Raw genomic sequence first — 12910 nt, 5'->3', positions numbered from 1 at the left:
TACGGAAAGGCGATCATGGCTCTTGCCCGCGCGCGCCGCAGCGAAGGCACCTTCAACTACTGGCCCGGCTTCGTCGACGCCTTATCGACGCTGGTGCTGTCGATCGTGTTCCTGCTGTCGGTCTTCCTGGTCGTGCAGTTCTTCCTGTCGCAGGAGGTCACCGGCAAGGACAAGGCGCTGGAGCAGCTCAATGCCAAGATCGCCCAGCTCAACGAGCTCCTGTCGCTGGAGAAGCTCGGCAAGCTCACGCTCGACGACCAGGTCTCGCAACTGAAGGCGGGACTTGCCTCGGCCGAATCCGAGCGCGACCGCATCAAGGGCCTGTATGAGGGGCTCGCCAATGCCGGCAACGACGCGCAAGGCAAGACCGCCGAGCTCGGCAAGGCACTGGACTCGGAGAAAGCAGTCTCGGCGCGGGCGCTGGCGCAGATCGAGGTGCTGAACCAGCAGATCAGCGCGCTCAGGCGGCAATTGGCGGCGCTGGAAGAGGCGCTGGATGCCTCCGAGAAGCGCGACAAGGAATCGCAGAACCGGATCGCTGACCTCGGTTCTCGCTTGAACGTTGCTTTGGCGCAGCGCGTGCAGGAATTGTCGCGCTACCGCTCGGAATTCTTCGGCCGCCTGCGCACCATCCTCGGCAACCGCCCCGACATCCGGATCGTCGGCGACCGCTTCGTGTTCCAGTCCGAAGTGTTCTTCGACACCGGACAGGCGACCTTGCTGCCCGAAGGCCGCGCCGAGCTCGACACCTTGGCGGCAGCGCTGATCGAGCTCGACAAGAAGATCCCGAGCGAGATCCCCTGGGTGCTGCGCGTCGACGGCCACACCGATGTGCGTCCGGTCAATGGCCCGAACTTCAAGTCGAACTGGGACCTGTCCGCGGCCCGCTCCATCTCGGTGGTGCAGTACCTGGTCTCGCTCGGCGTGCCGGCCCAGCGCCTCGTTGCCGCCGGCTTCGGCGAATTCCAGCCGCTCGATCCCGGCAACACCGAGGAGGCCTACAAGCGCAACCGCCGCATCGAGCTGAAGCTGACGGAGCGGTAGTGAGCGCCCTCCACCTCCGCCCCTACCGACCCGAGGACGAGGCGGCCGCGATCGACCTCTGGCATCGCACCTGGCAGCAGGCGTATCCGCAGATCGATTTTGTGGCGCGGCTGGACTGGTGGCGCGAGCGCTGGCGCAAGGACCTGGTGCCGAAGGCCTCTATCGTCGTCGCCGAGCAGGATGGCGCGCTCACCGGCTTCGTCACCATCGACGACGACGGCTATCTCGACCAGCTCGTGGTCGATCCCGCGCATTGGGGCTCGGATGCAGCCAGGCTGCTGGTGGAAGAAGCCAAGCGGCTGTCGCCCTCAGGCGTTACGCTGCTCGTCAACAAGGACAACGCCCGCGCCATCCGCTTCTACGAGCGCAACGGCTTTTCCCATGCCGGCGACGATGTGAACCCGACCTCGGGCCGGCCGGTGCTGAAGATGGCGTGGCGGGCGTGAGGCCTGTCACGCCGGGATCCCGCGACGTTCGTTAGTCGTTGTAGTCAGAGCAGCGATGACAAGCGGATGGAGACGATCGATGAAGCTGCGCGATCTGGCCAAGGGTTGCTCGGTCTTTCTGGGTGTCATCGTCGCCGGATATGTGTCGACGACCTATGTCGACCAGCGCTTTGCGACGCAGGTCAACACAACGAGTTCTCCGTCGAGCAGCCCTGCGCCATCGGCCTGCGTCGATAGGGACGGCAGCTGGAAGAACTGGCCGTGGCCGAACGTGCCGGCGCTCTCGCCGAAGTGCCGGTAAACACGGCTCCTTTACAGACCGCTGTCATTACCCGCGCAGGCGGGTGATCCAGTATTCCAGAGACAACATTGATTGAACCGAGACGCCGCGGCGTACTGGATCGCCCGCTTTCGCGAGCGATGACACTGTGCGTGGGGCAGCGATCGCAGCGCCTCACGTCGATCGCTCAGGCTCTCACGCCCCCTCGAACTGCAACCGCGCCAGTCTCGCGTAAAGCCCGTTCGCTGCCACGAGTTCGGCATGCGTGCCCTGCTCGACGATCCTGCCCTGGTCCATCACCAGGATGCGGTCGCAGGACAAGACGGTGGCGAGGCGATGGGCGATCACCAGCGTGGTGCGGTGGCGCATCAGCTCTTCCAGCGCGGTCTGCACCAGCGTTTCGCTTTCAGCATCGAGGGCGGAGGTGGCTTCATCCAGCAGCAGCAGCGGCGCATCGCGCAGGATGGCGCGCGCGATGGCGATGCGCTGGCGCTGGCCGCCGGAGAGCGTCACGCCGCGCTCGCCGAGCGCCGTCTCGAAGCCTTCGGGCAGCCGGCGGATGAACTCGGCGGCATGCGCGAGCTCGGCGGCCCGCTCGACCTCGGCATCGGTCGCATCCGGCCGGCCGAAGCGGATGTTCTCGCGAGCGCTTGCCGCAAACACCACCGAGTCTTGCGGCACCAGCGCGATGCGGGCGCGGACATCGCGCGGGTCGGCGGACCTGACCGGCACGCCATCGAGCGAGATCGCGCCGCTGCGCGGATCGTAGAAGCGCAGCAGCAGATGAAAGATCGTGCTCTTGCCGGCGCCGGACGGACCGACGATCGCGACCTTCTCGCCCGGATGCACGGTGAACGACACCGCATCGAGCACGTTGACGTCGTGCCGCGCAGGATAGGCGAAGCTGACCCGATCGAAGCCGACCTCGCCGCGCGCCGGCATCGGCAGAGCGCGTGGCGCGGCGGGCGCGGTGATCTCAGGCCTTACATGCAAGATCTCGAACAGGCGCTCGGCAGCACCGGATGCCGCCGACACCTCGCCCCAGACCTCGCTGAGCTGGCCGAGTCCCGCCGCGGCGAACACGGCATAGAGCACGAACTGGCCGAGCCGGCCCGGCGTGATCGCACCGGTGAGCACATCATGCGAGCCGATCCAGAGGATCGCGACAATGCTTGCGAACACGATGAAAATGATGATGGCGGTGAGCACGGCGCGGGCCTGAGTCGAGGTGCGCGCCGCCTCATAAGCCTGCTCGACATTTCCGCCGAAGCGCTTCTCGGCGAACTGCTCGCTGGTGTAGGCCTGCACGGTGCGGATCGCCCCGATCAGCTCGCCGGCATAGGCCGAGGCGTCGGCGAGCGTATCCTGCGCATTGCGCGACAGCCGCCGTACCCAGCGCCCGAAAGCCACCAGCGGCAGCACGATCAAAGGTATGGCCAACAGCACGAAGCCCGACAATTTCGGGCTGGTGATCACCATCATGGCGGCGGCGCCGAGAAACATCATCAGATTGCGCAGCGCGATCGACACCGAGGCGCCGACGGCGGATTTGATCTGGGTGGTGTCGGCGGTGAGCCGCGAGATCAGCTCGCCGCTACGCGCGGAGTCGAAGAAGGTCGGCGAAAGCGAGAGCAGATGCCCGAACACGTCGCGCCTGAGGTCGGCGACGATGCGCTCGCCGATCGTCATCACGAGGTAGTAGCGCGCAGCGCTCGCCAGCGCGAGCACGGCGACCACCGCGAGCATCACCGAGAAGTAGCTGTTGATCAGCTCGATGCCCTCGGGCGTCAGGCCGAAATCGATCATCCGGCGCACCGCAACCGGCACCAGCAGCGTGGTCAGTGCGGCGACCGTCAGCGCGAGGAAGGCCAGTGCCGCGCGGCCGCGATAGCGGCTGATATAGGGCGCGAGCGCGAGCAGCGGCCGCAGCTTGGCGCGGCCCTTGGCCGGCTGCTCGATCAGATCGGCCTCGATCGATGGCGTGTCGGCGGAATTCACCTGGGAATTCACTTGGGAATTCACCTGGGAATTCATTTCAGGCTGATCGACATATTGGTCATCAAGCCGTTCCACTGCGCTCATGAGATCCGACCCATTGCATTCGTTTGCTCCCAATAGGCCGGAGCAAGGGTACTGGCAAATCCGGGGCGTCCCTTAGGGAAGCCCGGTTGACCGCCTGCGATGGCTTGTTTTGCAGGGGATGGTGAGGTATAGAGCCGGCCAAATCCGTCATTCGCGAGCCACCCAAGAAGGCGCCGGGGCGCCGAGGAATTGCCATGAAAGCCGAAATTCACCCGAACTATCATACGATTAAGGTCGTTATGACCGACGGAACCGAGTACCTGACCCGCTCGACCTGGGGCAAGGAAGGCGACACGCTGAACCTCGACATCGACCCGAAATCGCACCCGGCCTGGACCGGCGGCAACGCCCAGCTCATGGACCGCGGCGGCCGCGTCTCGCGCTTCCAGAAGAAGTTTTCGGGCTTTCTCAAAAAGGATTGATCCGGCCACGGGCTGGAGACGAAAAAACGCCCCTGGCAGAGCCGGGGGCGTTTTTGTTTTCTATCACGCTGTCGTTCCGGGGCGGCTCGGAGAGCCGAACCCGGAATCTCGAGATTCCGGGCGCGATGCTCACGCATCGCCCCGGAATGACAGTGAGACCTCTACCGCTCGAACGCAGCCTTCAGCGCGTTGAGGTGCGGCACCAGCGGGTTGCCGATCGCAACGTGTTCGGCGGGCGGGGTGTGGATGGTGGTGTCGAGGCGGCGCACGCGGGTCTGCAGGCTCATCGAACGGTGGATCAGGTCCTGGAGCTGCGCGGGCAGCTTCTCGATGGTGTCGGCGGGACCCGGATCGGCGGCGGTCAGCTTCACCTTGGTCTTCTCGCGATTGGCCTGGCTCAGCGTCATCTCGCCTTCTTTCACCGCGCGGTGCAGCAGCAGCCACGAGGCGAGCTGCATCAGGCGGGTGGTGAGACGCATGCTCTCGGTTGCATAAGTCAGGCTGACGGCACGGTCGAGCGCCTTGGCTTCCGTGCGCCCGGCGCCGTCGAGATAGGCGGCGGTTTCCTCGACGAGGTCCATGCCCTCGCGGAACAGGACGCCGAACGCCGCAGAATTGGTGAACCGCTCGCTGAGTTGAACGAGAGCGCCGTCGGCTTGCAAACGTTCCATGGTTAACGCCCCTTACGCAACTGTCTGACTGTCCGGCTTGGCGCCGGCTTATGATGAACAAATCATTGCCCGGGCAGGACGCCGAGTCCAGCCACAAGCGCGGATATGGTTTCCGCGGGTCTTTCCCAGGGACTCAACCGCAACGAGACGCAAAAAAGCGGCGTGGAGGCAAAAAAAGAGCCGCCGGAGACCGGCGGCTTTGAAAGTTGATAACAGGGAGGCGTCAAACAGAGTGGACAGGAGCCACTCGGTGTCCAAACGAGGACAGTTCCAGTCATAAACCCGAAAGCTTAATCTGGAGTAAACGAGCTAATTTTTTGAGAGTTCGTTAGCCATGTCGGCCAATGGCTGAGTGGGGGTGTCGTGTCCCGGACGCTGTGCCGCACGAACGCCCTCACCGTCGTCCCGGGGCGCCACGAGGGTCGCGAGAATCCATAAGCACGGACGGATGGAGCGGCCCGCCTCTATCAGCGTGCCCGTTTCGATTTCCCGGGGTTATGGATTCCGGGCTCGGCGCTGACGCGCCGCCCCGGAATGACGGCGAAGAGATTACGACTTGAAAACACTGTTCGCCGCATCGCGCGAGGCGCGCTTCTTGGTGGCGGCTTCTTCCAACCTTGCGATCTCGGTCTTGAGCAGGACGACGCGCTCGGTCAGTTCCTCGACCGACAAGAGTGAGAGATCCTGTCCGATTTCATGGCCGATCTTCTTGCGCGGCCGGTCGTCGTCTTCCATCGGCATCGTCGTTCCTCCTGCGTTCGCGGCTGGGGCGGTTGCCAGCTTGGAGCGCGCTGGCTAAGCAATGGCCTCGTTCCCATTTCCGCACCTTTGCTCAAGGACACATCATGGACAAGCTGCCCGCGCAAATGACCGTGGTCGCCATCTCCAAGCACGGCGGACCCGAGGTGCTCGTGCCGGAACAACGGGCCGTGCCGCAGCCCGGTCCTGACGAGATCCTGGTCAAGGTCGAGGCCGCCGGCGTCAACCGGCCCGACGTCGCCCAGCGCTCCGGCGCCTATCCCCCGCCGCCCGGCGCCAGCGACTTGCCGGGCCTGGAGATCGCGGGCGAAGTGGTGGCGGTCGGCAGCAATGCCAAGCGGCACAAGGTTGGTGACAAGGTGATGTCGCTCGTCGCCGGCGGCGGCTATGCGCAGTACTGCATCGCGCAGGACGCCCAGGCCATGAGCGTGCCGCCGTCGCTGTCGATCAAGGAGGCCGGCGCACTGCCGGAAACTCTGATGACGGTCTGGCACAACGTGTTCGAACGCGGCGGCCTCAAGTCCGGCGAGACGCTGCTGATCCATGGCGGCTCCTCCGGCATCGGCACCATGGCGATCCAGCTCGCCAAAGCGTTCGGCGCAAAAGTGTTCGTCACCGTGGGCTCGCAGGACAAGATCGATGCCTGCGTCAAGCTGGGTGCCGACCGCGCCATCAATTACAAGACTGAAGACTTCGTCGCCGTGATCAAGGAAGAGACCAACAAAGCCGGCGTCAACCTGATCCTCGACATGGTCGCCGGCGACTATGTCGATCGCAACTATGACGCCGCCGCAGTTGAGGGCCGCATCGTCCAGATCGCGACCCTCAACGGCCCCAAGGTCAACGTCAACATTGCCAAGGTGATGGTGAAGCGCCTCACCCATACCGGCTCGACGCTGCGCCCCCGTAGTAATGCGGACAAGGCGGCGATGGTGGCCGCGATCGAGGCGAAAGTGATGCCGCTTTTGCGTGAAGGTCGCATCAAGCCGCTGATGGACAGCACTTTCCCGCTGGAAAAGGCAGCCGATGCGCACCGGCGCATGGAGACGAGCGCACATATTGGCAAAATTGTGTTGGAGGTGTAGGCCGCCGGCCCACAGGGCAAGGCGGAAACCCTTTGATTTTCCTCGCTTTCATGGCATCTATCGCGACGCACCGAACCAAGTCTGTCCGGTCTGAAATCGCCTTGCACTCGAAGTTTGCGTCGAACGCGGAGAACTGACCTTGCGTCTGATCAGGTGCCTCGCGCCCATCGCGCTGGGCCTCATGATGCTCGTTGCCGCGTCCCCTGCACGCGCGCTCGACGCTGTCAGCGTTCGCAGTGACGCGCCCGCGATCGATCTCACCGGTGTGCTCGAGCATCAGCGCAGCGATGCCGATCGCATCCAGGTCTCGACCGCGCCCGGCACCGACGGCATCGTCCGCCGCATCGAGGTGCGCGCCCGCGAAGGCGGCCAGAACTGGGTGGTGTTCGCGCTTGCCAACAACACCGACGACCAGCTCGACCGCCTGATCGTCGCCCCGCATTACCGCATCGTCTCGTCAGGGCTGCTCTGGCCCGACCTCGGTCTGTCGCGCATCGCCACCATCACGCCTTCGACCGGTGACCGGCCCGAGCGGCAGGAAAGCCCGACCGCCGATGTCTTCCGCATCACGCTCGACCCCGGCGCCGTCATCACCTTCGTTGCCGAGCTGCGTACCGACAAGCTGCCGCAGCTCTATCTGTGGGAGCCGGAAGCCTACAAGGACAAGGTCAACTCGTTCACGCTCTACCAGGGCATCGTGATCGGCATCTCCGGCTTGCTCGCCTTGGTGCTGACCATCCTGTTCGTGGTGAAGGGCAGCATCATGTTCCCAGCCGCCGCGGCGCTGGCCTGGGCGGTGCTGGTCTATATCGGCGTCGATTTCGGCTTCTGGGGCAAGGTCCTCGACATGTCGAACAACGCCGAGCGCATCTGGCGCGCGGCGGGCGAAGCGATCCTGGCGGCGACGCTGCTGGTGTTCCTGTTTGCCTATCTCAACCTCAGTCGCTGGCATGTGCGCTATTCGCACATCACGGTGGGCTGGCTCGCCTTCCTGGGATCGCTGGTGGCGCTTGCGCTATTCGATCCGGCGGTCGCCTCCGGCATCGCGCGTATCTCGCTGGTGCTGATCGCCTTCGCCGGCTTCGCGCTGATCGTCTATCTCTCCACCCACGGCTTCGACCGCGCGGTGCTGCTGATCCCGACCTGGTTCCTCCTGGTGGTCTGGGTCGTGGCGGCGGGAATGACGGTCGCCGGCTCCGTTACCAACGACATCGTCGGCCCGGCCCTGCTCGGCGGCCTCGTGCTGATCGTGATGCTGATCGGCTTCACGGTGATGCAGCACGCCTTCGCCGGCGGCGGCGCTTCGACCGGTGTCGTCTCCGACATCGAACGGAGGGCGCTGGCGCTGGCCGGCTCCGGCGATCTGATCTGGGACTGGGACGTCTCCGCCGACAAGGTCTTCACCAGTCCCGAGACCGAGGCCTTGCTCGGCCTCAAGCGCGGCACGCTGGAAGGCCCCGCTGCCTCGTGGCTCGAAGTGCTGCATCCGCTCGATCAGGATCGCTTCCGCGCCGCGCTGGACAGCGTGCTCGACCAGCGCCGCGGCCGCCTGGTGCAGGATTTCCGCCTGCGTACGCCGGACGGTCACTTCATGTGGTTCGCGCTGAAGGCGCGCCCGGTGGTCGGCTCCGACGGCGAGGTCTCGCGCGTGGTCGGCACGCTCACCGACGTCACCGAGCTGCGCAACGCCGAAGAGCGCCTGCTGCACGATTCCGTGCATGACAACCTCACCGGCCTGCCCAACCGAAAACTGTTCATGGACCGGCTGGGTGCGGTGGCGCATTTCGCCAAGACCATGCCGACGCTGCGACCGACGCTGATGGTGATCGACCTCGACCGCTTCAAGCAGGTCAACGATTCCGTCGGCATCGCGGTCGGCGATTCCATCCTGCTGACGCTCGCCCGCCGCCTCACCCGCATCCTGAAGCCGCAAGACACGCTGGCACGAATGGCCGGCGACCAGTTCGGCCTGATCCTGCTCTCGGAGCAGGACCCCGCCCGCATCACCGCCTTCGCCGAGACCATCCGCAAGACCATCCGCGCCCCGATCGCCTTCAACGATCGCGAGATCTTCCTCACGGCCTCGATCGGCCTCGCTTTGTCTGATCCGCAGACCCAATTGACGGACGAGATCATCAAGGACGCCGAGCTCGCGATGTATCACTCCAAGCGCATCGGCGGCGATCGCATCGACGTCTACAAGCCGGCGATGCGTGCGCGGAAGACCGACCGGCTGACGCTGGAGAGCGAATTGCGCCGCGCCATCGAGCGGCAGGAGATCACGATCCTGTACCAGCCGATCGTGCGGCTGGAGGATCGTTCGATCGCGGGCTTCGAGGCGTTGGCGCGCTGGGACCATCCGAAGCTCGGGCGCATGGCGCCGTCGGAATTCATCACCATCGCGGAAGAGACCGGGCTGATCGTCGACCTCGGCATGTTCGTGCTCGACCAGACCGCAAAACAGCTCGCGGTGTGGCAGCGCGCGATGCGCTCGCGCGAGCCGATCTTCGCCTCCGTCAACGTGTCGTCGCGGCAGCTGCTGCGCCACGATCTGATCCACGACATCCGCACCGTGCTGTCGCGCTCCTCGGTCGCCCGCGGCACGCTGAAGCTGGAATTGACGGAATCGCTGGTGATGGAGAATCCGGAGCATGCGGCGCAGATGCTGACGCGCATCCGCGAGCTCGGCACCGGGCTGTCGCTCGACGATTTCGGCACCGGCCATTCCTCGCTGGCCTATCTCCAGCGCTTCCCGTTCGACACCATCAAGATCGACCAGTCCTTCGTGCGCACCACCAACCGCGGCACGCGCCCGGTGATCCTGAAGTCGATCATCGCGCTCGCGCACGACCTCGGCATGGACGTGGTCGCCGAAGGCGCCGAGACCGATTCAGACGCGGTCGAGCTTTACCAGATGGGCTGCGAATATGCGCAGGGCTTTGCCTTTGGCGAGCCGATGGATGCCGATGCCGCGATGCGGCTGCTGACGGAAGTGCGGCTGGAAGCGGCGAGCTAGGTTACCTCCCCTGGAGGGTGGCAGCGCGCCGGTGCGCTACCGCCGCCGCTCCTTCTTCTGCTTCCTGAACCGCACGCTCGCACCGTCAGGCATGCGCGTCGCCACAAAGCCGGCGGCGAGGCAGGCTTCGCGTTGCGGCATCTGGATGTCGGGGCTGCGCAGGCTGTCCCACCAGGAGGCACGATGCGCCGCGCGCGGCAGGGCCGCGCCGATGATCTCCTCGATCTGCTCGAAGCTCAGCACCAACTCATCCTGCTTCTGCCGCATCAGATAGGCGCGCAACGCGTCGTAGTCGTTCACAATGGTCCTCTCGTCCCGCTCGCATGAGACTGCCCAAAACCCTGCGCCTCATAAACCGATTCTTAACTCATTGCGGCAAGGCCGTCCTGCCTTAAACACTACTCAAGCTTTCGGGCGCATCCACTAGGATCGGGAGCATGCGATGCTGTCTGGATGGCGCGAAGTCACGGCCCGCCGGCCGTGGCGGATTTCGGCGAAGCTGCTGATCATCTCGTCGGTGGTGACGGTGATCGGCTTCTCCGCCATTTGCGTCAACGTGATGCTGGACATGCGCCGCGGCGAGGAGGCGCTCGCCCGCCAGACGCTGGAGAATTTGGCGACGACCCTCGAGTCCGACGTCAGCCGCAACATCGAGATTTATGACCTGTCGCTGAAGGCGGTCGCCGCCAACATGCTGCTGCCCGAGCTTGCGACGGTCTCGAAGCCGATCCGTCATCTGATCCTGTTCGACCATGCGACCACCGCGAGGCATTTCGGCGCCATCCGGGTGTTCAATGCCGAGGGCCGGCTGACCATCGACGCCTCCACCCTCGACCCGCTGCCGGAGGTCAAGAGCGAGGAAGATTACTTCAGGGTTCATCGCGACAGTCCGGACATCGGGCTCTTCATCAGCCGTCCCATGCTGTTTCGCGGCGCCTATTCCATCGTGCTGAGCCGGCGGGTCAGCGATACCGACGGCGGCTTCATGGGCGTCGTCGCCGGCTCGATCCGATTCAGCTATTTCCACGAATTGTTCGAGCGGCTGAACCTCGACCCCGACGACAGCATCACCGTGCTGAAGCGCGACCGCACCATCATGATGCGGCGGCCGTTCGATCTCGACGTCATCGGCAAGAATCTCGCATCGCAGGGGAGCTGGAAGGCCGACAATCTCAAGGCCGGCGGGTCCTATGCCGGCCAGGGTCCGGTAGACGCGACGCCGCGGCTCTATTCCCGGAGCGGCGACAGCGGGCCGCTGTTCGTGGTGGCGGGCAAGCCGCTGACCGCCGTGTTCGAGCTCTGGCAGAGGGAAGCCTATCGCATCGGCGCCGTGGTCCTGGCGCTGATCCTGTTCATGCTGGCCTCGACGCTGGTTCTCGCGCGCGAGATCGGCCGACGCGCCGAGGCCGAGCACAAGCTCGAGGAGATGGCGACGACGGACGCGCTCACCGGCCTGAAGAACCGCCGCAAGTTCGATTCCGTCATCGACGTCGAATGGCGCCGCGCGATGCGCCAGAAGACGCCGGTCGCGCTGTTGATGATCGATGCCGATCACTTCAAGGCTTACAATGATACGTTCGGCCACCAGGCCGGCGACCAGGTGCTGGTCGGCATCGCCATCTGCATTTCCGACTCGGTGAGCCGCGCCGGCGACTGCGCGGCGCGCTATGGCGGCGAAGAATTCGCCGTACTGCTGCCGAACATTTCGGCCACGGATGCCTTCAAGATCGCCGAGACGATCCGGCTCAAGGTGCAGGGCTGGTCCGACGATCAGGCGAGCACAACGGTCTCCTGCGGCATCGCCAGCCTCGTTCCCAGTGCCGGCATGGACTGGCCCGTCCTGGTCGCCGCCGCCGACAAGGCGCTCTATGCCGCCAAGGCCGGTGGGCGCAACCAGTCGGTGGTCGCGAGCTTGCCGCAGTTGTCGCTGGTGGCGTGAGGGATTCGTCTGGATGTCATTCCGGGGCGGCTCGAAGAGCCGAGCCCGGAATCTCGAGCTTCCGGGTTCGATGCTACGCATCGCCCCGGAATGACGTCAAAGGTGAGGTCAGGTCCCCAGATACTTCTTCATCTCCGCGATCAGCCCATCGCGCAGCTCCGGGCGCGTCATGCCGTAGGCGATGTTGGCGCGGAGGAAGCCGGGCTTGGAGCCGCAATCGTGACGCTCGCCCTCGAACTCGACGCCATAGAATTTCTGGGCCTTGGCAAGACCGATCATGGCGTCGGTGAGCTGGATCTCGCCGCCGGCACCGCGCTCCTGGGTTTCCAGGATCTTGAAGATCTCGGGCTGGAGGATATAGCGACCGGTGATCGAGAGATTTGATGGCGCGGTGCCCTTGGCCGGCTTTTCGACCATGCCGTCGACCTCGAACATCTTGCCGTTGCGCTTTCCGACCCCGCAGATGCCGTATTGATGCGTCAGGTGATCGGGCACCGCCTCGACCGCGACCAGATTGGATTTCTCGCCGAGCGACGATGCCATATCGATCATCTGCTTCAGGCAACCGGGCGTGTTGAGCACGAGCTCGTCCGGCAGCACGACTGCAAACGGCTCGTTGCCGACGATGTCGCGCGCGCACCAGACCGCGTGACCGAGGCCGAGCGGCGCCTGCTGGCGCGTGAAGCTCACGGCGCCAGCGTCCGGCTGGTTCTGCGCCAGGATCTCCTGCTCGGCCGTCTTGCCGCGCGCCTGCAGCGTCGCGTCGAGCTCGAACATCCGGTCGAAATGATCTTCGATGACGTTCTTGTTGCGGCCTGTGACGAAGATGAAGTGCTCGATGCCGGCCTCCTTCGCCTCGTCATAGACGTACTGGATCAGCGGCTTGTCGACGATGGTCAGCATTTCCTTCGGCATCGCCTTGGTGGCGGGCAGGACGCGGGTGCCGAGACCGGCGACGGGGAATACGGCTTTGCGAATTTTCATGGGATCGATCGAATACCTGAGGACGTGAACACAGCAATGGCAACTTGCTAGCCTGTTTGCAGCCGCCAACAAAGGCGGATGTGGGGCCTCGCCCCGACAGAGTTAAGAAAAAGGCCGTCACCAAAATTTCACCTTTGTTAAGCTATTGGCAACGCCTACCAGGCCTCCTGATGGCGGAATTT

Annotated in this window: 12 protein-coding genes; 7 read left to right on the top strand and 5 right to left on the bottom strand. The window is 64.7% G+C overall.

All coding sequences use genetic code 11. The features are described 5' to 3' along the window. Positions 1–15: 15 nt before the first annotated feature. From IVA87_RS22895 to IVA87_RS22885, 3 genes are all read left to right on the top strand, one after another. A complete protein-coding gene (locus IVA87_RS22895) occupies positions 16–1044 on the top strand; it encodes a peptidoglycan -binding protein (protein WP_247304698.1) in 1029 nt (342 codons plus the stop codon). Then, positions 1044–1490, top strand: a complete 447-nt coding sequence (locus IVA87_RS22890; protein ID WP_247304701.1) for a GNAT family N-acetyltransferase — start codon at positions 1044–1046, stop codon at positions 1488–1490. The genes IVA87_RS22895 and IVA87_RS22890 overlap by 1 nt, the downstream gene beginning before the upstream one ends. Before the next feature lie 79 nt (positions 1491–1569). Further along, positions 1570–1791 carry a hypothetical protein gene (locus tag IVA87_RS22885; RefSeq protein ID WP_247304704.1) on the top strand — a complete coding sequence of 74 codons (222 nt, stop codon included), beginning with the start codon at positions 1570–1572 and terminating at the stop codon, positions 1789–1791. Positions 1792–1965: 174 nt separating this feature from the next. Here the strand turns inward: IVA87_RS22885 and IVA87_RS22880 are convergent, their stop codons facing one another. Beyond that, complete coding sequence (locus tag IVA87_RS22880; RefSeq protein ID WP_247304912.1) at positions 1966–3804, bottom strand: ABC transporter ATP-binding protein/permease; 1839 nt, start codon at positions 3802–3804, stop codon at positions 1966–1968. 242 nt (positions 3805–4046) lie between these two features. On the opposite strand from IVA87_RS22880, the gene rpmE reads away from it, so the two are divergent. Beyond that, the gene (gene rpmE / locus IVA87_RS22875; protein WP_007599895.1) at positions 4047–4274 is read left to right on the top strand and encodes a 50S ribosomal protein L31; all 228 of its coding nucleotides are present in this window, start codon (positions 4047–4049) and stop codon (positions 4272–4274) included. Positions 4275–4435: 161 nt separating this feature from the next. On the opposite strand, the gene IVA87_RS22870 is transcribed toward rpmE, so the two are convergent. Together IVA87_RS22870 and IVA87_RS22865 are read right to left on the bottom strand one after the other, a co-directional pair. Next, entirely contained in the window at positions 4436–4945 is a 510-nt protein-coding gene (locus IVA87_RS22870) for a DUF1465 family protein (RefSeq protein ID WP_008569199.1), read from the bottom strand. 549 nt (positions 4946–5494) lie between these two features. Next, on the bottom strand, positions 5495–5686 hold the full coding sequence (locus tag IVA87_RS22865; protein WP_247335019.1) for a DUF1192 domain-containing protein: 192 nt from the start codon (positions 5684–5686) through the stop codon (positions 5495–5497). Positions 5687–5790: 104 nt separating this feature from the next. On the opposite strand from IVA87_RS22865, the gene IVA87_RS22860 reads away from it, so the two are divergent. Beyond that, complete coding sequence (locus IVA87_RS22860; protein WP_247304710.1) at positions 5791–6789, top strand: NAD(P)H-quinone oxidoreductase; 999 nt, start codon at positions 5791–5793, stop codon at positions 6787–6789. Positions 6790–6928: 139 nt separating this feature from the next. Next, a complete protein-coding gene (locus IVA87_RS22855; RefSeq protein ID WP_247335013.1) occupies positions 6929–9805 on the top strand; it encodes an EAL domain-containing protein in 2877 nt (958 codons plus the stop codon). A 36-nt stretch (positions 9806–9841) separates the two neighbouring features. Here the strand turns inward: IVA87_RS22855 and IVA87_RS22850 are convergent, their stop codons facing one another. Then, on the bottom strand, positions 9842–10105 hold the full coding sequence (locus IVA87_RS22850) for a hypothetical protein (protein ID WP_247304715.1): 264 nt from the start codon (positions 10103–10105) through the stop codon (positions 9842–9844). A gap of 142 nt (positions 10106–10247) precedes the next feature. On the opposite strand from IVA87_RS22850, the gene IVA87_RS22845 reads away from it, so the two are divergent. Next, positions 10248–11744 (top strand): sensor domain-containing diguanylate cyclase, encoded by a 1497-nt coding sequence (locus IVA87_RS22845; RefSeq protein ID WP_247335011.1) that lies wholly within the window; start codon positions 10248–10250, stop codon positions 11742–11744. 108 nt (positions 11745–11852) lie between these two features. Here the strand turns inward: IVA87_RS22845 and galU are convergent, their stop codons facing one another. Then, entirely contained in the window at positions 11853–12728 is an 876-nt protein-coding gene (gene galU / locus IVA87_RS22840) for a UTP--glucose-1-phosphate uridylyltransferase GalU (protein ID WP_247304721.1), read from the bottom strand. Positions 12729–12910 lie beyond the last annotated feature (182 nt).

Origin of the sequence: Bradyrhizobium sp. 147, from assembly GCF_023073935.1 — a bacterium.
Lineage (GTDB): Bacteria > Pseudomonadota > Alphaproteobacteria > Rhizobiales > Xanthobacteraceae > Bradyrhizobium.
The sequence above is the reverse complement of the archived record's forward strand: the minus strand, read 5'-3'. Positions and strand labels throughout refer to the sequence as shown.